This is a genomic window from Paenibacillus pini JCM 16418, from assembly GCF_000576305.1.
Classification (GTDB): domain Bacteria; phylum Bacillota; class Bacilli; order Paenibacillales; family Paenibacillaceae; genus Paenibacillus_AQ; species Paenibacillus_AQ pini.
The window spans coordinates 64,705-83,948 of the sequence record NZ_BAVZ01000002.1 but is presented as its reverse complement, the minus strand read 5'-3'; the positions used below and the strand labels follow the sequence as shown (position 1 = coordinate 83,948).

29 protein-coding genes and 1 pseudogene are annotated in these 19,244 nt (G+C 42.0%); 2 read left to right on the top strand and 28 right to left on the bottom strand.

Features of this window, described 5'->3' with window-relative positions; genetic code table 11:
• Positions 1-46: 46 nt before the first annotated feature.
• Entirely contained in the window at positions 47-349 is a 303-nt protein-coding gene (locus JCM16418_RS03745) for a YolD-like family protein (RefSeq protein WP_256203031.1), read from the bottom strand.
• Here JCM16418_RS03745 and JCM16418_RS03740 point away from each other — a divergent pair.
• Positions 349-543: a hypothetical protein gene (locus tag JCM16418_RS03740; protein ID WP_036646360.1), complete on the top strand. Its 195-nt coding sequence runs from the start codon at positions 349-351 to the stop codon at positions 541-543. The genes JCM16418_RS03745 and JCM16418_RS03740 overlap by 1 nt on opposite strands.
• A 295-nt stretch (positions 544-838) precedes the next feature.
• Positions 839-1,345: a hypothetical protein gene (locus JCM16418_RS03735; RefSeq protein WP_036646359.1), complete on the top strand. Its 507-nt coding sequence runs from the start codon at positions 839-841 to the stop codon at positions 1,343-1,345.
• Between the two features lie 58 nt (positions 1,346-1,403).
• Here the strand turns inward: JCM16418_RS03735 and JCM16418_RS03730 are convergent, their stop codons facing one another.
• The 27 genes and pseudogenes from JCM16418_RS03730 to JCM16418_RS26240 form a co-directional block, all read right to left on the bottom strand.
• The gene (locus JCM16418_RS03730) at positions 1,404-1,847 is read right to left on the bottom strand and encodes an HTH domain-containing protein (RefSeq protein WP_052020032.1); all 444 of its coding nucleotides are present in this window, start codon (positions 1,845-1,847) and stop codon (positions 1,404-1,406) included.
• Between the two features lie 128 nt (positions 1,848-1,975).
• Positions 1,976-2,817: pseudogene (locus JCM16418_RS24165) on the bottom strand (glycoside hydrolase family 25 protein).
• Positions 2,801-3,229, bottom strand: coding sequence for a phage holin family protein (locus tag JCM16418_RS03720; RefSeq protein WP_036646358.1), 429 nt, complete (start codon positions 3,227-3,229; stop codon positions 2,801-2,803). The pseudogene JCM16418_RS24165 and the gene JCM16418_RS03720 overlap by 17 nt, the downstream one beginning before the upstream one ends.
• A gap of 119 nt (positions 3,230-3,348) precedes the next feature.
• A complete protein-coding gene (locus JCM16418_RS24865) occupies positions 3,349-3,492 on the bottom strand; it encodes a hypothetical protein (protein WP_156327206.1) in 144 nt (47 codons plus the stop codon).
• Between the two features lies 1 nt (position 3,493).
• The gene (locus tag JCM16418_RS03715) at positions 3,494-3,766 is read right to left on the bottom strand and encodes a hypothetical protein (RefSeq protein WP_036646357.1); all 273 of its coding nucleotides are present in this window, start codon (positions 3,764-3,766) and stop codon (positions 3,494-3,496) included.
• 2 nt (positions 3,767-3,768) lie between these two features.
• Complete coding sequence (locus JCM16418_RS03710; protein ID WP_036646355.1) at positions 3,769-5,709, bottom strand: tail fiber protein; 1,941 nt, start codon at positions 5,707-5,709, stop codon at positions 3,769-3,771.
• Positions 5,710-5,719: 10 nt separating this feature from the next.
• Positions 5,720-6,361: a hypothetical protein gene (locus tag JCM16418_RS03705; protein WP_036646353.1), complete on the bottom strand. Its 642-nt coding sequence runs from the start codon at positions 6,359-6,361 to the stop codon at positions 5,720-5,722.
• Positions 6,354-7,526 carry a baseplate J/gp47 family protein gene (locus JCM16418_RS03700; RefSeq protein ID WP_036646351.1) on the bottom strand — a complete coding sequence of 391 codons (1,173 nt, stop codon included), beginning with the start codon at positions 7,524-7,526 and terminating at the stop codon, positions 6,354-6,356. Before JCM16418_RS03700 ends, JCM16418_RS03705 begins: the two co-directional genes overlap by 8 nt.
• Positions 7,516-7,881, bottom strand: coding sequence for a DUF2634 domain-containing protein (locus JCM16418_RS03695; protein ID WP_036646349.1), 366 nt, complete (start codon positions 7,879-7,881; stop codon positions 7,516-7,518). Before JCM16418_RS03695 ends, JCM16418_RS03700 begins: the two co-directional genes overlap by 11 nt.
• A complete protein-coding gene (locus JCM16418_RS03690) occupies positions 7,863-8,258 on the bottom strand; it encodes a Gp138 family membrane-puncturing spike protein (protein ID WP_036646346.1) in 396 nt (131 codons plus the stop codon). The genes JCM16418_RS03695 and JCM16418_RS03690 overlap by 19 nt, the downstream gene beginning before the upstream one ends.
• On the bottom strand, positions 8,255-9,061 hold the full coding sequence (locus tag JCM16418_RS03685) for a phage protein (RefSeq protein WP_242403704.1): 807 nt from the start codon (positions 9,059-9,061) through the stop codon (positions 8,255-8,257). Before JCM16418_RS03685 ends, JCM16418_RS03690 begins: the two co-directional genes overlap by 4 nt.
• Entirely contained in the window at positions 9,036-9,362 is a 327-nt protein-coding gene (locus JCM16418_RS03680; RefSeq protein WP_036646344.1) for a phage baseplate plug family protein, read from the bottom strand. The genes JCM16418_RS03685 and JCM16418_RS03680 overlap by 26 nt, the downstream gene beginning before the upstream one ends.
• 9 nt (positions 9,363-9,371) lie before the next feature.
• Positions 9,372-9,893: a phage baseplate protein gene (locus JCM16418_RS03675; protein WP_036646342.1), complete on the bottom strand. Its 522-nt coding sequence runs from the start codon at positions 9,891-9,893 to the stop codon at positions 9,372-9,374.
• Positions 9,893-10,252 carry a hypothetical protein gene (locus JCM16418_RS24510; protein WP_148298736.1) on the bottom strand — a complete coding sequence of 120 codons (360 nt, stop codon included), beginning with the start codon at positions 10,250-10,252 and terminating at the stop codon, positions 9,893-9,895. Before JCM16418_RS24510 ends, JCM16418_RS03675 begins: the two co-directional genes overlap by 1 nt.
• The gene (locus JCM16418_RS03665) at positions 10,177-12,132 is read right to left on the bottom strand and encodes a phage tail tape measure protein (RefSeq protein ID WP_036646338.1); all 1,956 of its coding nucleotides are present in this window, start codon (positions 12,130-12,132) and stop codon (positions 10,177-10,179) included. Before JCM16418_RS03665 ends, JCM16418_RS24510 begins: the two co-directional genes overlap by 76 nt.
• Positions 12,133-12,168: 36 nt before the next feature.
• Positions 12,169-12,372: a hypothetical protein gene (locus JCM16418_RS03660; RefSeq protein WP_036646336.1), complete on the bottom strand. Its 204-nt coding sequence runs from the start codon at positions 12,370-12,372 to the stop codon at positions 12,169-12,171.
• Entirely contained in the window at positions 12,356-12,658 is a 303-nt protein-coding gene (locus tag JCM16418_RS03655) for a hypothetical protein (RefSeq protein ID WP_036646900.1), read from the bottom strand. The genes JCM16418_RS03660 and JCM16418_RS03655 overlap by 17 nt, the downstream gene beginning before the upstream one ends.
• Before the next feature lie 18 nt (positions 12,659-12,676).
• A complete protein-coding gene (locus JCM16418_RS03650) occupies positions 12,677-13,072 on the bottom strand; it encodes a phage structural protein (protein ID WP_036646333.1) in 396 nt (131 codons plus the stop codon).
• A gap of 13 nt (positions 13,073-13,085) precedes the next feature.
• A complete protein-coding gene (locus JCM16418_RS03645; RefSeq protein WP_036646331.1) occupies positions 13,086-14,090 on the bottom strand; it encodes a DUF3383 family protein in 1,005 nt (334 codons plus the stop codon).
• A gap of 6 nt (positions 14,091-14,096) precedes the next feature.
• The gene (locus JCM16418_RS03640) at positions 14,097-14,588 is read right to left on the bottom strand and encodes a phage neck terminator protein (RefSeq protein WP_036646329.1); all 492 of its coding nucleotides are present in this window, start codon (positions 14,586-14,588) and stop codon (positions 14,097-14,099) included.
• Entirely contained in the window at positions 14,581-14,913 is a 333-nt protein-coding gene (locus JCM16418_RS03635) for a hypothetical protein (protein WP_036646325.1), read from the bottom strand. The genes JCM16418_RS03640 and JCM16418_RS03635 overlap by 8 nt, the downstream gene beginning before the upstream one ends.
• Positions 14,910-15,389, bottom strand: coding sequence for a hypothetical protein (locus tag JCM16418_RS03630; RefSeq protein ID WP_036646322.1), 480 nt, complete (start codon positions 15,387-15,389; stop codon positions 14,910-14,912). Before JCM16418_RS03630 ends, JCM16418_RS03635 begins: the two co-directional genes overlap by 4 nt.
• Positions 15,386-15,892 carry a head-tail connector protein gene (locus tag JCM16418_RS03625; RefSeq protein WP_242403703.1) on the bottom strand — a complete coding sequence of 169 codons (507 nt, stop codon included), beginning with the start codon at positions 15,890-15,892 and terminating at the stop codon, positions 15,386-15,388. Before JCM16418_RS03625 ends, JCM16418_RS03630 begins: the two co-directional genes overlap by 4 nt.
• Positions 15,893-15,968: 76 nt before the next feature.
• Entirely contained in the window at positions 15,969-17,135 is a 1,167-nt protein-coding gene (locus JCM16418_RS03620; protein ID WP_036646318.1) for a phage major capsid protein, read from the bottom strand.
• A 46-nt stretch (positions 17,136-17,181) separates the two neighbouring features.
• Positions 17,182-17,781, bottom strand: coding sequence for an HK97 family phage prohead protease (locus JCM16418_RS03615; protein WP_036646316.1), 600 nt, complete (start codon positions 17,779-17,781; stop codon positions 17,182-17,184).
• A 5-nt stretch (positions 17,782-17,786) separates the two neighbouring features.
• Positions 17,787-19,064 carry a phage portal protein gene (locus tag JCM16418_RS03610; RefSeq protein WP_052020029.1) on the bottom strand — a complete coding sequence of 426 codons (1,278 nt, stop codon included), beginning with the start codon at positions 19,062-19,064 and terminating at the stop codon, positions 17,787-17,789.
• 14 nt (positions 19,065-19,078) lie between these two features.
• Positions 19,079-19,222, bottom strand: coding sequence for a hypothetical protein (locus tag JCM16418_RS26240; RefSeq protein WP_256203035.1), 144 nt, complete (start codon positions 19,220-19,222; stop codon positions 19,079-19,081).
• Between the last annotated feature and the right edge of the window lie 22 nt (positions 19,223-19,244).

The window sequence follows — 19,244 nt, the reverse complement described above, 5'->3', positions numbered from 1 at the left end:
AACAAAAAGACCACGTTAGCACCTACTGGCGTGGTCTTTTTAACACTTATGTATAAGCAGATAGAATATCACTAAATTTTATCCAACTAAAATCATCATCATAACTTAGTTTGATTTCTTTTAGGTGGGTATTTACTGTTGTTACAACACCACTTAATTGTTTGTCTTCAAAAGGATCAAATATTATTAGGGTAACTCTAACACGCTCGCGGAATGACGATCCTAGTGCCTCCTCAACCAGTTGCCATTGTTGTTCATCAATAATAGGTTTAACTCTACTGTCTTTATTTTGCATTTGTTTTACATACGCCTCTCGATGCTCTGGTATGCATAAATGGAGGATAAACAATGAATGAAGAATTACATATTGCAGCTACATACCAACAGAGAGTTATTCTAAAGCTTCATGATGGCGAGGAAATAACAGGCAAGGCACAGGTATCTACTGATCCTTTACGCATTAAATTAAAGGTCTCAGAGGGCTATGTATGGGTACCGATTGAGGATATTGAGGAAGTGAACCGATTAGTTCAATTACACTAATAGGTCAAATATAACTTGGCTCACCTTATTAAAAGGTTTTTAGGGTTTATATGCGCTAAAATCAGGACGATTTAAAATCGTTTTGATTTTTTTGTGTTGTCTTTATCCTTCACCATACAAAAAATGGCGCATAGTAAATCACCAATATTCTATTTTTATTAAAAATATGAATATTATATTAAACTTTCCATTATTTATGTTGTTTGTAATTATGAAGAATAAATTCACTTGAAAAATAAAATCAAGTTAATTGTATTCTATCTTAGTGTTAATGAAAGCGAGGAAATTTACTATTATGAAAAAATTATTCATTGCTATGTTTACTCTTACGATGGTGTTATCTATGTCTTTGACTGTTTTTGCCCAAGACTCTGTGACCAATCAGGTTAGTGGACAATCTTACAATTTTATTGATAATACTCCGGCTGTTGAATTAGTTGTAGGTGAAAGTATTTCTATACCATTGAAATCTATTAAACCTCAAGGTTCTATACAACCTTTACAAGATTTTGAGGGTGATGGAGGTATACTTACATTAACAGCTACAACAACCCACGTATTGTATTCTATTAAAACATTTAGACCCGCAACTACATTTGTAGGTACTATGCGTATAATGGATATCTCCTCTGGACTAGTGAGTGGCGTCGATCCTGTAAGTGGCCTCAGTGGCTCTGTAAAGTATCTTGCATTAAAAGGTCACTCATATACTGCTTCTTTGGATGGGACAGCCTATTATCTAACCCTTAACACTCCTGTTGCCCGCACAGGGTACAATAAAATAGGTTGGAACTTAAATTAATAAGTAGAAAAGGAAAAGGACTACTATGGTAGTTCTTTTCCTTTGTTTACACTTCTTACTATTGAGGTTGTTTGAAAAGAGAATGAAGGAACAATGTTGTGACCGCTAGTTTATATCGTTTTTCAAAAGTAACGGAGCTGGAATCATTCATAAATTGTTGCAAGTCTTCCTGTTCTAGTTTGGCATATAGTGCTATGCTTTCATATGAGATAAAATATTCATGGTTCAATGCTTCGATTATAGATGTTATTCTATTGTCATTTTCCACCATCTCCATTCCTATTGTTAACATGGTAACCAGATCATCAAACGGCGCTCTGTCAGTATAAGGGATACTATCTATATTAATTTTTCCGTTTGAGATGTCGGATATTAAATCCTTGTCTAGACCAGAGACTTTACTTAATGAAACTGGTGAGATTTTGTAACTCTGAATTATAGTTTTTAATAAATCTTTAAAATCTGGGATCTCGAAATATGTTACCTCATCGTTGTCGTTCATTAGTATATCTCCTCCATTTTTTTCTCTACAATTACAATTATAACATATTTATCCAATATAAGAATAACTATTAGAAGTATCATTCAGTATTTATTTCAAATTGAGAATTGAAAATATAGGGAAATTAATTATACGTTTTGTCTAGGCTGACCTGAAGCAGCTCTTAGTTGATCAGCCAACCTACCAATCTCTTTTTTATCTGATGGGATTGTTGCTGCTCCCCATGCTGGCTTAAGATATTTCTCAATAATGGCATTTGCATCTTTCTTATCCATATTTGTACCTTCCTTCTGCGGCTCTTTCTTCTTTTTATACCGTTCCTTCAGTTGCTCAATAGTCCCGTCAAATTCATTTAAATCAACAGGGCCGCTTATCCCCGAAACCCTACGCGTACCGCTCGGCAAGCCCCCGCCCGCTGAGCCGTCACTGTATTGAAAGAATGCCCAGCGTGTCCAGCCAGAAGCGTTATCCGGTGGTACTGCTGCATTGTAACGCGCAATCCAAAGAGGGTACTCGCTCAGCCCTGTAAAGTTCCCGATAAAGGACGGATACGTATAGACGACAGGCTTCACTGCCGTTAGTCGGTGGATCTCTTCTAAAAAGCTTTGGCAACAACCGTAATTGTCGCTTTGCTAAGTTTGCTTTTATTGCTCTCATAATCCATCACTGGCGGCAGATCAAACGTACCCACACCACCTGCGGCTTGGATGGCTTTATAAAAAGTCTGTGCGGCTGCGCGTGCCAAGTCCGCGTTGATTACGGAATCATCCACGTAATGGTACGCACCGACGAGCAGGCCAGCGGCTTTTGCACCTTTGACGTAATCCAAGAAATTGTTATCTATGCTATTTTGTGTGGCCTTAATGAAGACAAAGGATATTCCCGCAGCAGCTACCTTCTTCCAATCAATCGTACCCTGCCAGTGCGACACATCAATACCTTGTGCATTACGACTATTTCGCGCTTGCATCTGATTCCGCCCCTTTCTTATTTCCGCCTTTTGATTCTAGGACTGCTACGGCTTTAAGTAAAACTTCCGGTACATAAAGCCCCATCTTTCCGTAGTTTTCAATGATGCTGAGTAATTCATTTGCAATATAAAAGAAGATTACTGCATCCCTGAGATAGTGTAAATCACCTAATACCCCATCAATGGTGTGTGCAACGGTTACGATAAGGAATATACCAACCTTCTTGGCGATCCCGATATAACCTTTCATACTTCTTAGTTCGCCGTTAATCCATGCAGCGATCCACCCACTTACAAAGTCTGCGATTACCAATATCAAAAGTGCATTCATCAGTACCGTCCACCCTCCATACAGGTAGCCTGTTATAGCCCCGAATATTACTGCGACTCCCCCAACCCATCTATCATCCATGACCCTTCCCCCTCGATCTCTTTATAAAAGATAAAAACAAGCCCTCGAACCACTCCTGAGGGCATAAAAAATACACCTCAATGGGTGCTGTTGGTATTGCAGTGTATTTAATTGTAAGGTTACAGAGGGTTCCGATCTGATTCCTTAATCGTATTAGCTTCTTCCTCGGTTATGAAATTCTTAACAACTGCTTGGTTGATTTGTTCAACGGATGCGCGATTATTAATCCAGTTACGCAAAAATAAGTTATAGATAGCCTCCATTTTAAACACCTCCTAATATTAGTTGCATTATTAATTCATCTTGCTCGACTTGAGACTCTTTAAGTTTTGTGATTTCGATGCTTAGTGTGGCCTCATCTTTGACTGGCTTTAGTTCAGGGTATTCTACAATTTTACCCTCTTCTAGCTTAAACCAACCCGCGCTAACTCCCGCCGGAAGCCTTCCTTCCACTTCGATTTCTACATAATCTCTATAGGGGTACTCGATGACATCAGTAATAATGTTATCCGCACTTACCTGACAATAAAATATCATTTTTATGTCCTCCATATTCTCACTATTTTTTTAACATCATTGGCTACACCGCTTGATAATGCATATCCAGCTCCGTCAGCGTTTGTTAACGCGTTTATTGACGGTGAGGATTTAACAGCCCTTAGTCTGACATCATAAAGCATTAAAAGTGGTGACTGATACGTTGTTACCGATATAGTATTACTGTCTGGAGCGTATGCAAGGTCAACACAAACATACGAAGGTAGCATGGTAGGATTATTTAAAGGCTTATATTTGACAGGGTCTACGATCAAATATGTGATCAAATAAGGCGAGTTCGCATATGTTAGAGACAAATATTTCCCATTCGGACTATAACATAATCCATATACAGTATTATCGGGCATCTTAGGTGGGTTGCTCATTTGGATAAAGTCGTCTCTAGATCTCACATAAATCATTAAATATGGACTTGCGGTATACCCTACGGCCAAAGCTTTATTATCAGGAGAAAACGAAAGAGAAATAATTCCAGCATTAGGATGTGGAATTGGTAGATACTCCAACGTAGTAAAAATGTCACCTTCTCTTCGGTATATTTTAATATATGGAGATTGCAAGAATCCAAGAGCCAGAAACTTTCCATCTGGACTAAAAGTATTTGCCCGCACTATCCCGGTAGGGTATGAATCTGGATTAGCCAACTTAACAAAGGTATCCCCTGTTACCTTATATATAGAAACAAATGGGAAGTTATCATGCCCGACAGACATGTGCGAGCTGTCTGGGCTGAACGACACGTTATAACAACCACCGCTAGGTAGAACGCTTAGGTCCGGCAACTTAGTAAAGGTATCTCCATCTCGTTTATAAATTGTCACAAACGGTGCATAAAACCCGACAGTAGACAAAAATTTACCATCTGGACTGAACGCTAATCCCCTAGTATGTCCGTTTGGCGGTTGCGTTGGATTAGGTAACTTATACCATGAATTCCCGTTTTTCTTGTACAAAAATAAGTAAGGAGCGCTAGGGCAAGATGCGGCTAATAACATTCCATCTGTGCTAAATGCTGTGGTGTCAGAATACGAAGGGGGCACAGGAGATACGTCCGGTAGCCTAGTCATCATCTCGCTTAACACTACCGGATCATACGCATTAATAGTGTCATTGTATGCCGCATAAATCTCTTCCTGCCCATTGATTTTTGCACCCCCTCCCGAGCCACTATCCAATAAAAAATCGGTACCGATTATTCTACCGCTGTACATCTTGCCTGCAACAATATCAATCGTATCCTTGGTTACTCCGTTTGTGATGATAGTGTAAACACCTTGTCCATTCAGAGACAGTGTTACAGGCTTCGTATAAGAGCCGCCAGCATAGAATGAGAATGACGATCCAATTCCTACAGTAGCGTCATATCCAGTAGTAACATTGATTTTAGCGGCGTTGGTTCCCGGATTACCGTACCCGTAGCCCGGATACCTTGCAATGTCCCTACCCACCTTGGCAATCTCTGTGTTGGTGTATGTGTTGGCTGCTGTCTTTGCTGCATCTGCCTTTATCTGTGCTCCTGTTGTCGTTTCCTTAGCGTTCCAATCCGCGCGTTCTGCTGAACTAATATGTTTCATATTATCAGTCAAATGCGTAGTAACACTCGCCTGTATTTCGCCTAGCGCTTTCTCCGTAGCTGCTACCGTTTCGCGCATTCCATTCTTAGCGCTTGATAGCTGTACAATACCTTTTTGCGTTAATGAAGCATCAGGCACCGTGACCTTCACGCTTGCAACAGCTTCATCAACATATGTTTTCTCCACTGCCTTACTCTGCAATTCTTGAACGGATTCAGCAGTTGAATTCATAAACCAGTTTAGCCACGCGGCTGGCGGCCTGTCCTCCACTTCCCAGCCCGTTTCGCGTTTCGAGACTGGTGGTTCACTACCTTTAGCTTTCCACTCCGGTGATTTCTTGACAAACATGGTATCCCTCCTATATTGGTAATGAATAATCGTAGCCCGGGACAAACACTTCTCCGAGACTGCCACCCGTGGTCATGGCTGGATCTGATAGGCCGAATTGATCATGCTCTAACTGATCATAAACCGACGACAACCGAAAGGTTCCAGAAAGTTCGATTTGTGCGACCCTGACTCCCGCCGCCACAGTCTTTTGGATGATTTGTCCAAACTGCATGGGCGACATGCCAACCTCATTCAGCCGCTTAATGGGTACCCGAATGAGTGACAACGCGGCTGGCTCGGGTTCGTTGGGATCATTGTATTTGGGCTTAATACGGATGTCGCTATAATCACAATCTAGTGCCAAAGCCAATACCCTTATAATGGTGTTAATATCCGCTTTAGACAGATTGCGGGCAATTTTTGATTTTAAAAGCACTCTATAAACTTCATCCGTCGCCGCGCCTCTGGGTTGAACAATATTGCTGCCAAAACGGTCTAAGGTAGTACCTCGCGCCTTGTCGATGTTACGCCATTCTCTTATCGTCTCAAAAGTATCGTTTAAGTCATTTAACTGCCCATGCAAGATGCTAATAAGCTTCCCGATGTTGCTATTCGGATTCTTATTAAATACATCGGTTAATCTCATCATCATATCTTTGACGCTAAACATGACTCGTTACCTCAATACTTGATGCATTTGTCTGAGCAACTTGGTAGCGAGCTAAAGAGACATTCTCACTCTTCAAGCTACTTCCGACACCAGCTAATACCGTTAAATCTTCTATACCAGGAACGGAATAGATCGTACTTATAAGGCGCGTGAAAATCACACTACTGCCCATATTAAGACCATTATAGTAACTTCCTGCGTACTCGCCACCAATGTACCTCACCAAGGCTGATCGTATTTGATCATCCCCATCAGCAGGGTAACTTTCATTCTTTTTGACACTGATTTTAAGACTTATAACTACTTCTTTAGCTCGGCTAAATTTGACCTCATGCGGATACCCACCCAAGTCCATAACTTGATTAACGATATCACCATAAGATTCAATACTGGCGGCCCCTACCGAAAAGATAGCCTCCGCTATCTCCTTTTCATCTCCGCCAAGTACATAGCACTGATAAGAATTCCCTGGTCTACCTTCAGGATCTACAGTCACTCTACTGTTTGTGATAACTGTTGCCGCTCGTACACCTGACACACGTAGAATTGCGCTACGTATAGCATCAGGAGTTGCAGCACCTCCACCAGCTACAGACAAAGAAAACAGATCCCTGAATTCTGGATCTGTCATTTTCTCACGTCCGCCCGAGAGAGGCATTGTATTGGTAACTGCAATGATATTGGGATTCGGATTGACGATCACGGTTATTGTACCAGCAGCCGCATTTCCTGACTGCCCACCCTCCAGAGCTTCGACTTTAACGGTTGCCGACCCATCAGCGTCAATCGTTGTCTCTTCTATAGTCTCATATGATATTCCTGACTCTGTTCGGACTAGAAAACCAGCAGGTACTAGATGTCCTTTACTCCCTGTAATCTTTATTAATCCTACTGCATATTGCTCCAATACTCGTGAAATACCCACATTGGGACCAAGCCGATCTAGATTGCTTCCCGTTGCTGTTGGAATATATCCACTATTATAAACGTCTTCCGCTGTGCTCCATAACTTAGCCATAAACCACGCAAATAATCTCAGCAGAATTCCTAGAAATGATCTCTCAGATGTATTAACATTTTCTCCGTATGCAGTCTTTGCTTTCTCCTCTGCCTCAGAAATCAGATCTTCAAATCGCTTCCTCTTAAATCCTGTCTTATCCAGCACCGATTGTCACCCCTTCACTGTGAATCAGTTCGCCGGATATGCCTGTAGCTTTAAAAGATACCGTCATGACCCGTGATCTCTCATCTGCGTCGAATGTGATATCTTCCACGCTTTTTATTCGTTCCTCTTGTAGAAGCCCGCGCGTCAGTTCGCTTCTCATTTCCTCATTATTTAGATGCTTGCCGAGAAACAAACTAAACGTAATACCGAGACCAGGATTTAAGAACCACTCCCCTGTGTTGGTGCCAATTCCAATCTCGCAACACTGAGCTAGCTCTTGCTCCCCATCGATCATGACTATATTCCCCGTACTATCAAATTCAATGTCGCCTTCTGTTAACTTGAAAGACTGCATCCAAACACCCCCACTATAACTGCATCATTAGGGTCATGTTGTCTGCCTGTATCGGCTGAAGCAATGGACCCATTCAAAGCGTTTTTAATTTCCTGATCAGCGCAAACCACAAATACAACATCGCCTTGTCGTAACACTGGTTTGTACACCTGAGCGGTACCTCCATCAATCTTCCATTGTTGCCCAAGCACAGGTACACCCTGAAGCATTGCCGGATCACCTGATGTTGTTCGAATCAGTGGTTGCACGTCTGCTGTGAGCTTTGATTCATCAAACTTAATGACTTTACACGGAAAGCCGACATGCAAACTGCTGAGCAATTTATCTTGAAAGGAGCTGAGCAATTGAGACAATCCACCAGCAGGATCTGTTCTCACAAAATCGCCTCCACTTCAGTTGTAAAGTCACCTGTACGGCTGAAGGTATGCGTGCCACTGCGAACATGTAAGCGTCCAGTAAACATCCTACAGGTTAGATCAATGACAGATGCCGTAGTAACCCTATGCTGTAACTGCATTTTGATATTGAATCCCTTCGTTAACCCGTCCTCAAATCTTCCTGGTGATTCAATCATTCCAGTAGTTGTGTCTACTTTGAAAACAGAATCGCCACCACGTCGCAAGTTCCGAACATAAAGTTTGTTTTTATTGATATAAACAGATGTGCCACAGTCTTGTGCCACCTTAGATATGATCTCGGTAACGGGTCCTTTGGCTGTATAACCCTCTTGGTATCGATAGTCCTGATTTAATTCCATTTGGGCTACCGGAAGTCCAATGTAACCAGCCATTTGTTTGATGATCGCACTCGCTAAAGTATTTTTTGCAAAAGCAATCTCTTTTACTTCCCGTTTAGAAAGATCCTCGCTATCCAGAACATTAATCGTAGTAATCTTATCTACGCCTTCCCATGTAGTGGATACCTTGGATATGTACCCGTGCAGTAGCAGGCTCACATCCCCTTTATATCCAGCGTTAAGCATTAATACTTCACCTTTTTTGATATTGTTCAAAGTTGTGTCGGAAAGATTCCAAATCTTAATTTCAGATTCATTGGGAAGTGCATCATTATCAAAAGGGACCGTACCCTCTATATTGAAACTATTGCTCGTGAATTTCATATTAGCTGTCATGACTTCAATCACACGCCAAAAATTAGCCAGTATTTTCACCTTCTTCATCAATCACATACAAAAAGACGCTCTCGCTGAGCGTCTTCCAATTGACTTCAGTTTGTTGTTCCGATTCGTCATAAGGGATGATAGGAACTTTAGGAAATCTATTGTCCTGGATGTCATAGAAAATGGGCATCCCATAAACTAACTTCTCCCCAACTGCGAGTATCTCTCCATTAAGTTCTAGGTCCACAGTAAAGAAGTCATAGTCTGCATTATAATGAACCTCTAAGGTATACATTTCCTCGGCAAGAGAAATATCAAATCGATATGGAATGAGGTCTTTTTCAATATCAATGTATTCCATAGCTCCTCCTTAAGCCCTCCATATAGCGCCCTTATCCTTCTTAACCTTCTTGACCTTCTTAACTTTTGCCTTGGTTTTCTTTTTAGTAGTCTTCTTACCATCCTTTTTCTTACTCTTCGTCTGCTTAACTCCTGAGTTAACAATTTTGGCAGCTTGAGCTTTGACGGGTAAAGGAAGCTTACTAACAAAAGATGAATTGGCAATAAGAATTTCAGTAATGGTAAGAGAGTAGGTAAAGCCATTGGCTGTTCTGTAATCTCGACTTGTGGAGAGGTCAGAAAGCAACCCTTTCATCGTTGTCCTGCCCACGTAATTTACAATCTTCCCATTGTCCTGAGACTCAATAAGGAATTGGTGTGTCTCTGCTGCTTTGTCTCCAGAGACGACACCACTGATTGAAAGCGTTCGGGCTTTACGCTGAACATGGTCACTAACATCAATACCTTTTTCAACTGGCTGCTGAGTAATATCAACATCTAAGACAGAGTCCTCTTTTTCGGCAAGTATATAATATCCGTCGATTTTCGCCATTAAATCGCCGCCTCCCCGAAATTCCCGCGCCGCATAGCTTCTTCAATTACATCTTGCATAACCTGTTTCATTTGAGTAGTTAGTGATGTTGTTTGTTGGCTATCCATAGAGCCGCCATTAACATCTACCGTGAGTTGGATCTCTATCTTTCTTGTTCCACCTTGTTGCGAGGTAGCCCGAGCTGGAGCAGTTCGAGGTGAACTATAATCCTTATTCTCCGCAGCAGTCAATACGCGTTCATCTTGGTGTAGCTCAGCAATATAACCATCAAATGGGACATTAGCTAGTCCGTTTGCATGGCTACCATCAAGTGTCGGGATCGTGGGAATCGAAACACCAAGTTTTCCCCACCCATCCAACACGGCATTTCAACATTCATGGCGCTATTCAGGCTACCAATGAGCCCGTTAATTTTCTGTACAACCCAATTGATTCCATCAATAAAGAAGTTCTTGATGCCCGACCACATGCCTGAAACCCCGTTCGATATCCCTGTCCATAAACTGTCTGAAGTACTTCGAATTAAGCTCCATACTCCTGTAATAGCAGTTAGGACACTATTCCCCGCGGACGTAACAGATGATACGATACTGTTCCATATGCCTACTAAGCTGCTCCAAATGCCTGTAAACACAGATATTGTAACGGATTTAATTTGATCCCAATTCCTAATGATTAAAGCCACAATCCATGCTATAGGCCCGCCAAGTACAACAAGTATGGTCACACCCCATGTTTTGAAAAAACTAATGATGCCGTTAAACAGGTTTAACGTCCACGTCTTAAATTCATTCCACTTCGCTATCAACCACGTGCTGATAGCTCCCCAATGCTTGAAAACGTAGATAACTCCAACAACAGCGGCGGCAACTGCAAGTACAATAACGATTAGAGGTAAAAAGGGAGCCATAGCCGCCCAACCTGCTACCGCAGTCGCCCACAACGCTGGTGCAAGTCCAACTAAAAGACCGGTAGCAAAGACAGCAAGTACCGGAATCACATAATCAATGTTCTCTTTTAGAAAACCGATCGTAATGCCAGCATCCTTAAGTACAATACCAATAACATCAGCGCCAACAGTAAAAAATTTCTCAATGGATGGCAAAGCATTCATAAGTTTCCCAGACATTTCGTTAAATAGATTTTCAATGACAGGGAAAGCCTTCTCCGCCATTAAGCTAAGCTGCTCACCTAATGGGCCTAGTGCAACCAATATTTTGTTTTTCAGAACACCCATTTTATCTCCAAAGGTCATGTTCCGATTATAGGTGTCATCAATAAGTCCTTTTGAGTTTTTCATATCGGTAACCAAGTTACCCAGTTCAAACCGTCCCTCACGGATGGTATCGGCCATATCAGGTCCTGCTTTAGCGCCGAACGCCTCCATAGCCAATGCTGTTGCCTCTCCTGCTGATCCTGCATCCTTGATCTTCTTGATAACAATATCTAAAGCGCCACGAGTATCCTTCACGCCATCCTTAGACATTTTACCTAGTGCAATCCGAAGGGAGCCAGCAACAAGCTCTGTATTAACCCCTTCATTAGCCCACTTACCGAGCATGGCCGTCGATGTATCAAAGTCAAAACCCATTTGACGTAAAGGTCCACTAAAGGTCTTGAGTTGTTCGGCAAGCACATCCACTCCAACTCCTGTTTTTTGGGATATGAAAAACATCTTGTCCATCATCGCTCCACCTTGGTCGGCAGATATACCCCATGCACCCATAGCCCGAGGGAAGTTTACACCCATAACATCCGTACTAACACCCGTCAGCGTATTAAGACTGAGTATTTTACCACTCATATCTTCAAGGCTTTTTCCTGTAGCTCTAGTCCCTTTGCTAACATCGGCCATAACTTTTGCAACAACACCCAGATCATCGGGGACCACACTTCCTAGATTACGATAACTTTGTAATAGTCCATCTAGTTCTTTCCCCGTTGCTCCCGTGCTTGACTGAAGGATACGCGTGGATTCTCGTGACTGTTCGCCTGCTTTCCAAGCTGCAGCTCCCACGGCTACAAATCCAGCAACAACAACCCCAGCAGCTACGCCACCAACAACACCCAATGTCTTGCCAAGTCCGGCGAATCTAGAAGATGCTTTACCAGCTTCATCCGCGGCTCCCTTTGTCTTGCCTTTAAGTGCATCAATATCTTTTGTTGCCTTGTAGAGTTCGTTGGCCTTGATTTTAAATCCAATGCCAAACGTCATATTTCCTATTGCTCCACCAGCCACCGTCCCACCTCCAATACAACAAAAAGAAGCGCCCTGTTAGGAGCCCTTCTTAGCTTCTTCAATCTGTCTCTCTGTATTTTCAATGTGAATATCAAGAGCGGCATTTGCCTCGGCAACATCGTCGTGACTCATCGTATCAAGATCGCTATATGAAATGTTTATATCAGATAAGAGCAAGCGCCAAGTAGGCCAATTCTTCTCAGCTCTGCGCCGCGCTTCTTCTTTACTGATCGTTGCCATTCTCTTCACCTTCGTCTTCGTCTTCATCTACACCTTCTAGGAAATGATAGGCCGCAGTGATCACTTCATTAAATTCTTTTTTGTTGTCTCCAAAAGAATCCCATGATAATTTCGGTTGCACAATCACATGTTTCATCATCTCATCCCCAAGTTTTTCTTCTTGGGGAATACCATGTTTATTCTTTGTACGGTCACTAATTTGAGAAGCCGCCCTCATGCCGGGGAATTGAAATTTGTATGCCTTCCCGCCTTTTGAAGTAAAATCTTTCTGTTTAAAATTTGTCATTGTCATGCTTTATCTCCCCTATTCCATTTTTAGGTCTAACGCTGTAAATTCAAATTCACGGTCTTCTGATTCCTTGCCATACTTCCTGTCAGGCTGTTTCTTGATAAACGCCTCTGTCGATGTGGTCGTTTCCTTTGGATCATTGTCCGATATGACGCTAACTGCGACCATTTCGCCGCTAGCTGCCAAACGATTCAATAGCGACAATTGGGGGCTTGTATGCTGTACAGTAATTTTAATCGTACCAAGAGGATTGTTGATCTTAGTGCGCACAGTATCCCCTTGAGCCCCTACCTTCGTGTCATAGTTGTCTTCGTCTTTTGAAATTTCGACCATGCTCTCCGCAAAGCCAGTAATAAATACTCCAGATACGACAACCGATACACTTTTCGGATCATATGTTTTGGTAGACACAAGATATCACTCCTTAAAATTGGATTACGCCATTAATTTTCGCTGTGTGAATTGCACCCGCGATCTCGAAGAAAAATGAACCCTCGTTGTATTCACGGTTTGCTCGATCTGTAGGATTAACATCCTCACGGGGTTTGAATGTAGTGCCATAAATACCAATGTTATCTTGATCGCTGGCAATCATGCCTTGGTTATAACAGCGTTGCAGGACCATCTTGACCGTACTCTCGATCATTGCAATGCCGCCGGATGTGTATGGTATTTTCGGTGATTTATTCAGCAGTTTCTGAACTTCATATTCAATAGAGTAAGTAACGTATTGCTTAGCATGAATGACATCAATATATTCGCCGCTGACCGTCTTACCTTCCGACGTTACGTTATCACCTGCTTTGGTTACATACGTATTAGCTCCAAGTTCATGAATTTCTTCCAATTCAGAAGCACTCAACTCCATTGGTTTAATACCACTTAAAGTGCGGAATTTCCAAGTAACACTACCCACATCCTGAGAACCTGTTTCGCCAATCCAAGCAGCTTCAGGATAGTCATCTGTATTCTTAAGATAGAAAGCAACCGTATTTTTATAGTCTTTTGATTTGATAGTCTTCAAATCTTCTTTTTTGGAAGTACTAGCAAAAAATTGCCGTGTGTCGTCTAGCTCGATTAGATCCGCAATGGCTGTAATATTCTCAACTGTGGAACTGGTCAAAATAAGGAAATGCCAATCCTGAGAAAAAGCTTTCTCCATGAATTCGTTCCATGTTGCATCTGCTGTCTTCTTCAACATGATGCCGATGGATGCAGGCGAATTGTCACCTTGTCCAAAGAGCGCTGTAGCAGCTTTAATGACCTCCAAGTTTGCTGAGTAGTCTTTTTTGACAGCCTCTAGGCTCTTATATGATTTGTAGTCAGCCCCAGTGGTCGAAGTTCCAACAATCAGCGGCTTACCAAAACCAATTTTAGGCGTTGGCTTGCTGATATTAATAATTACAGTAACGTCCTTTAATCCCGCCACGTAGGTTCAACCCCTTTGCAAATTAGCTTTTTTGATACGATCTTGTTTCATTTCCAGCGCGTTAACTGTACGTAGTTCGGCATCAAACCCATTTCGACGTTCCCATTCATCGCCTATCTGAACGTCACGATTATGGATATCACCCACGTCCACGACAATGAGGTTTGCCTTGGTCTTTAATTCGTCATATCCGATGATATTCAGCCATTCCGCGGCTCTCATAGCGTTTTGGATGCTATCCGCTTTACGAAGAGCATAAGAACTGAAGCTAACCATCATGGATTGCTCATCCGAATATTGTTCGATTACTTCGTCGTCTGGACCATCTGAAATCGTCATACCAGGAAGGCCACTGGAAATACCATTCGTAATAAAGTTATACGTCATATAAGGATAGGAAGGCATATTGGCTGCTGTATCACTCTCGATAACTGGCATACCGATATAAGCACTAAGCCCTCCAACTAAGGTCGCCCTTATCAGTTCGAAGTTAACCATGCGTGCTTACCCTCTTTGCGATGTACTTGTTGAAGTCGGCATACTCCGAATAATCTACTTCTTCATCGATTGTATGCTTGCCACCCTTATGCTCAATGAGGTCTCCTTTAGCCAAAGGTAATTTAGAATATATCGCCTTGTCGGTTGCCATGTAGCGCCCGCCCTCTGTCTGTAACAGTTTCGCATCGATAGGAAGTATTGGCATTATCATTGGCTTCTTTGTTTCTTGTTTTATTGCTTCGCCTACACTATTCCAAGTTTCTTCGACACGGATCAGAACACAAGGAACAGAATACCGTCGCAATATGCTCGAAAAACGAATCATTTCTTCGGTTTCACCTCGTATTTGATCGCATCACGAAGTTCCTTCGTATCGATGAGAGGTTTTTTAGATTTATCTTTTCTTCGTGCGATCGTAACAGGTAATAATGCAGGTTCTTTTATTTTGTCAAAATACATTGCTACTTTCTCAGCTGCTACTGACCCTATCTTCTCTAGAAGATCTTGAACACTCGTAGCTCCTTCGACGACATCCCCGATGTTGTCCCTTATTTCTTTACTAATAGCTGATTTGTATTTCAAGGTACCAGCACGCAAAAATGATCGTTCCGGTATGCCTGCCTTTGGTGCTCCATATTCATGAATTGCGGCTTTCTTTACTAATTCTTCATTGCCAAATATACCGACGGTAATTTCATGGTGGCGTAGCTCTTTGATTTTCTCAAACACTTGTGGGATTCTACTCTCATCTTCAATGACATAGTTAGCGCCACGGATAACTCTTTTGCGTGGTTTACTCATACCCATAACCCCACATAAGGGGAGATAAGAGAAATGACAGCAGGCGGTAAGCCTTCACTGTCATCACTGTATCCAACGGATATATCTCCGACCCTTTCTGACTTAACACCAGGAGAACGCATAAGTAATTGAGCATATAGAAGACAAGCCAGTTCCAAGGGCTCCGGTAAAGTCCTAGGATCATACTCCGTTGCATCACAAGGTAAAACGTAACCTCCTATATAACTGACTGTGATATTATGCTCTCCCTGAGGCCAACCAAGTGAACGGTAAACACGCCCTTCATCGATGATCTGGTAATCTTCCACATTCAATGCTGAAATACTATGGATTGGATAGTTTCTAAGATTGATGTACTTTGAATTGTGAAAACCACTAATAGTTTCGGTATATTCTTGTTTTCGAAATGACCTTTTACATCGCGCCTCGATTCCTATAGTTGCAGCACTGAGTTGAAGACTCAGAACATCATCCATGCTTTGCTCTTCCGGCGGGATCTGCATTATACTTTTTAGCCTATCGACGGTTGCTAACATAATCTCATCATTCCTTTGAAGGGGAATGACTCCCCCTTTTTTTCTAGATTGTCAGTTCACCATACACAATTGCATCTTCATCAAATTCCTTAACATCCTCACGTTGAATAGCTCGTACATCCGTCGAATTGCGTCCGAAGGCTTTGCCTCCGACATTCGTAGAAGCGATAGAATACTGTTGACGATCAAACAGCACAACAGCTTCTTTTAAATCCCCGATAATAACGGGAGCCTTTTTAACTGTGGTCCCTGTAGTTGGCAACCAACGATTTCCAATTACAACAACTGGCTTACCAAATAAAAGCTTCTGAGTCGGTAATGTTGGATTAGGCTGCAACAATGAACGACCATCGCCATCTTTTTGCTGATCCAAGAAATTAAATCCGTCCTGATTCGTCAGTATAATAGCTCCCAAGCTAATTGAAGGATCGAGATCAACGTTCAATATTTTTTTAATGGCATCTTGATCAGCAACGGCCACTTTCGTTTTTGCTTTAAGTAAGTCCAAAATCAACTTATTCCGAGTAACAACTGATTTTTTAGCAATCCAATTACTAATGTAATTCATAAGGTTCTGGTCTGTGTCCTGAAGTAGTGTGTTAGAGATTGGAAGGATTCCACCGCGATCTTTAATTGCATAGCTGATCGGCTTGAATTTTGGATTATCCATATCATCCAAATCCGTCAACTCAGTGATCTCCGCAAATGGTGTAATATCCGCATTTTTCTCAATTACCCGTGAACCTGAACGAGTGGAGACTGGCTCAACTGTTACGTATGACTCAAGTGATACAAATTGGCGTTTCTTCTCATGGATCATCGTTTGGATGTCTTTCGGTACAATAAGTCCTCCATCTTCATCAGCTCCCCCCTGCATACCGACGCGCACTTCTTCAATAGCCTCATCAATCAATGATCGCTCTACAGAATTAAGTGGTTTATTACGAAGTTCTTTTAAGAATGCGTTGCGATATTCCACTGCCTTATCGGGTGTTTCATCCCGATCCCGTTTCTCAGGTTCTGCCGGATTCGTTTGCCCTGGTACATCAAGTTCTCTCATCTCTTTCATCAAATCAATTTGACTACGCAAAGCCTGCGCTGCATCTTTTGCAGATCGAGCTTCATCTAATTTACCTTCACCAGCAAGTGTGCGTGCTTCCTCCAACTTCGCTGCTAACTTCTGACGCAATTCTCTTTCCTTTGGATCCATATTCAAATTCCTCACTTTCATATTTTGAGTATAAAAAACCGACAGATCAGCCAATAGCTAATAAGTCGATTTCAATGGTTAGTTTTTCTTTTTCCAGCTTTCGTTGCTCTTTGGTCGTGATACCTAATTGATCAATACTACGCTGGTTAACTTCGCTGTCTGCGTATGCAGGAAAAGGCGTTGGTGAGACTTCAAACAGGTTTACTTCCAATAGTGTCCGCTCGTAAACATCCTCTTCTTTTAAATATTGCCAAGCATCCTGCCGAACATTAAAGCCGAAGCTTACACCGTCTACATCCCCTCGCTGAATAGATTCAAACGCATCTTTTCCCCAACTATTATTAGGTAAATCCAGTTCAAACCGTAATCCAACTTCATCTTCTTGAAGACGTAAAGTACTGTTTTTGTTTGATCCGAGTACAAAATCAGTTCGATGATTCCATAGGGCTTTAATCGTATTCTCTTGCAAACTTCGAGCAAACGCACCTTTGGCTACTCTCTCGTAAAACTCACCCCAAATGAGCTGACTACGCTGATTGAATTTAACTACGTATCCATCAATCCCTAATATTTCACCGTCTTGCGTACCGCTTCGAACTTCTAACTTTTCAGCATGTAAATAGCGAATCTCTTTTGCTAATTCCATGACTATCACCCCCCTTCTGGTGAATCTTTACTAATTCCAGCCTTTAACATTTGATATTGGTCCATCTTGTCTAAACTCACATAATTAAGACTTACGAAATGTTTGTCACCCATCTCGCCGATATTATCCCGCTCTTCTAGCTCTCGGACCTCATTGATCGTGTATACCCCCATAGCAATCATTTCCTTATAATAAGCAGCGCGACTGGTACTATCACCTCTCAGCTCACCGGAGACATTGTATTTGGTGTAATATCTTTTCCGTTCCAATTCCGTGAATAACTTATAATCACATTCCTGCTCCCAGTTTGTGAAAATAGGCTGTAGAGTACTCTTCACATATTCAAGAGATTGGTTCTCCATATTGGAGAATTTCACATCTGTAAGCCCTAATTTGTAGCCTGGTACTTTATATATTTTACCGACTTCCATAATGCCGAATTTGCTCGTCTCAATAAATTGTGCATCGTTCAGCGGCATTCCAAGATTCTGATATTCCATGCCAGCATCCAGAATCGCAATTCTATGAGCATTGTTCAAACCTGAGTTAGCCTTTTGCCATTCGTCCCTTGCTTTATCCTTAGCTGGTTTATCCAGTGTACCGTTTGGGATCTTTAGTATCCCTCTTGTCGCGGTTCCATTCGAATAGAACGAGCCTAGAAACTTTCGTTGTGACTGTTGTACGCCTAATTCTTCACGTATGACTGATATGGGTGTAATGCCTTTAAGCCCACTCTTACTAATTCCTTTAACATGGAGCACATCAAAATTCTTAAGCTTTCGGATTTCTCCGTTGGGTAGGGTTGTCACATACCAAATCTCACCTGTAATTGTATCGACATGAACATCTGTCTTAGAAGGATCAAGCGGCCATAAAGCTTTGGGCATTCCATTGTAGGGTCCACTTGTTTCCCATTCAATGTTTGCATATCCATTTCCCCATACAGTGACATGTACTTGCATGAGCTCCTTAAACGTGTAGGCGCTCATGTACGGGTTAGAACGAGTTCCTAGTAATTTGGATACCGGATGATTACTATCACGCTCTATGCCCCCGCCGCGTTTCTTAAATACCTGTATTGGGAGCTTTCCAACATCACCACCGAGGATCGAAGCGCAAGTATAAACGTTGCTATTCATAAGCGCACTATCATTCGTTACGATTTCCCCGCTTGCTGTATTAGAAACGCCAAATAGATCGAGCAACCATTGCGGGGGAGATAATAAACCACCCTCCATTGATCGTCGATCCCACCAACGCTGTACCATATTCCTTCGTTTCATATTTCACCTCCTCACTAAAAGGAAAACTCATCGCTCATGATATGTTCGTTTAGATTAATTCTTGAATCTCCAACCATTGCCCGAACCATGGCGTTGATAATAGCAGCAATCAAATCGATTCGCTGGCTATCATCCTTGTGCTTCTTGGAAAGCTTAATATTTCCGTTATTGTCCTGTACC

Excerpts from the sequence above, each read along its gene's own strand:
- JCM16418_RS03740 (WP_036646360.1), top strand. The coding sequence starts at position 349 with ATGAATGAAGAATTACATATTGCAGCTACATACCAACAGAGAGTTATT.
- JCM16418_RS03735 (WP_036646359.1), top strand. The coding sequence starts at position 839 with ATGAAAAAATTATTCATTGCTATGTTTACTCTTACGATGGTGTTATCT.
- JCM16418_RS03730 (WP_052020032.1), bottom strand. The coding sequence starts at position 1,847 with ATGAACGACAACGATGAGGTAACATATTTCGAGATCCCAGATTTTAAA.
- JCM16418_RS03720 (WP_036646358.1), bottom strand. The coding sequence starts at position 3,229 with ATGGATGATAGATGGGTTGGGGGAGTCGCAGTAATATTCGGGGCTATA.
- JCM16418_RS24865 (WP_156327206.1), bottom strand. The coding sequence starts at position 3,492 with ATGGAGGCTATCTATAACTTATTTTTGCGTAACTGGATTAATAATCGC.
- JCM16418_RS03715 (WP_036646357.1), bottom strand. The coding sequence starts at position 3,766 with ATGATATTTTATTGTCAGGTAAGTGCGGATAACATTATTACTGATGTC.
- JCM16418_RS03710 (WP_036646355.1), bottom strand. The coding sequence starts at position 5,709 with ATGTTTGTCAAGAAATCACCGGAGTGGAAAGCTAAAGGTAGTGAACCA.
- JCM16418_RS03705 (WP_036646353.1), bottom strand. The coding sequence starts at position 6,361 with ATGTTTAGCGTCAAAGATATGATGATGAGATTAACCGATGTATTTAAT.
- JCM16418_RS03695 (WP_036646349.1), bottom strand. The coding sequence starts at position 7,881 with ATGCAGTCTTTCAAGTTAACAGAAGGCGACATTGAATTTGATAGTACG.
- JCM16418_RS03685 (WP_242403704.1), bottom strand. The coding sequence starts at position 9,061 with ATGAAGAAGGTGAAAATACTGGCTAATTTTTGGCGTGTGATTGAAGTC.
- JCM16418_RS03680 (WP_036646344.1), bottom strand. The coding sequence starts at position 9,362 with ATGGAATACATTGATATTGAAAAAGACCTCATTCCATATCGATTTGAT.
- JCM16418_RS03675 (WP_036646342.1), bottom strand. The coding sequence starts at position 9,893 with ATGGCGAAAATCGACGGATATTATATACTTGCCGAAAAAGAGGACTCT.
- JCM16418_RS03660 (WP_036646336.1), bottom strand. The coding sequence starts at position 12,372 with ATGGCAACGATCAGTAAAGAAGAAGCGCGGCGCAGAGCTGAGAAGAAT.
- JCM16418_RS03655 (WP_036646900.1), bottom strand. The coding sequence starts at position 12,658 with ATGACAAATTTTAAACAGAAAGATTTTACTTCAAAAGGCGGGAAGGCA.
- JCM16418_RS03640 (WP_036646329.1), bottom strand. The coding sequence starts at position 14,588 with ATGGTTAACTTCGAACTGATAAGGGCGACCTTAGTTGGAGGGCTTAGT.
- JCM16418_RS03635 (WP_036646325.1), bottom strand. The coding sequence starts at position 14,913 with ATGATTCGTTTTTCGAGCATATTGCGACGGTATTCTGTTCCTTGTGTT.
- JCM16418_RS03630 (WP_036646322.1), bottom strand. The coding sequence starts at position 15,389 with ATGAGTAAACCACGCAAAAGAGTTATCCGTGGCGCTAACTATGTCATT.
- JCM16418_RS03625 (WP_242403703.1), bottom strand. The coding sequence starts at position 15,892 with ATGCAGATCCCGCCGGAAGAGCAAAGCATGGATGATGTTCTGAGTCTT.
- JCM16418_RS03620 (WP_036646318.1), bottom strand. The coding sequence starts at position 17,135 with ATGGATCCAAAGGAAAGAGAATTGCGTCAGAAGTTAGCAGCGAAGTTG.
- JCM16418_RS03615 (WP_036646316.1), bottom strand. The coding sequence starts at position 17,781 with ATGGAATTAGCAAAAGAGATTCGCTATTTACATGCTGAAAAGTTAGAA.
- JCM16418_RS03610 (WP_052020029.1), bottom strand. The coding sequence starts at position 19,064 with ATGAAACGAAGGAATATGGTACAGCGTTGGTGGGATCGACGATCAATG.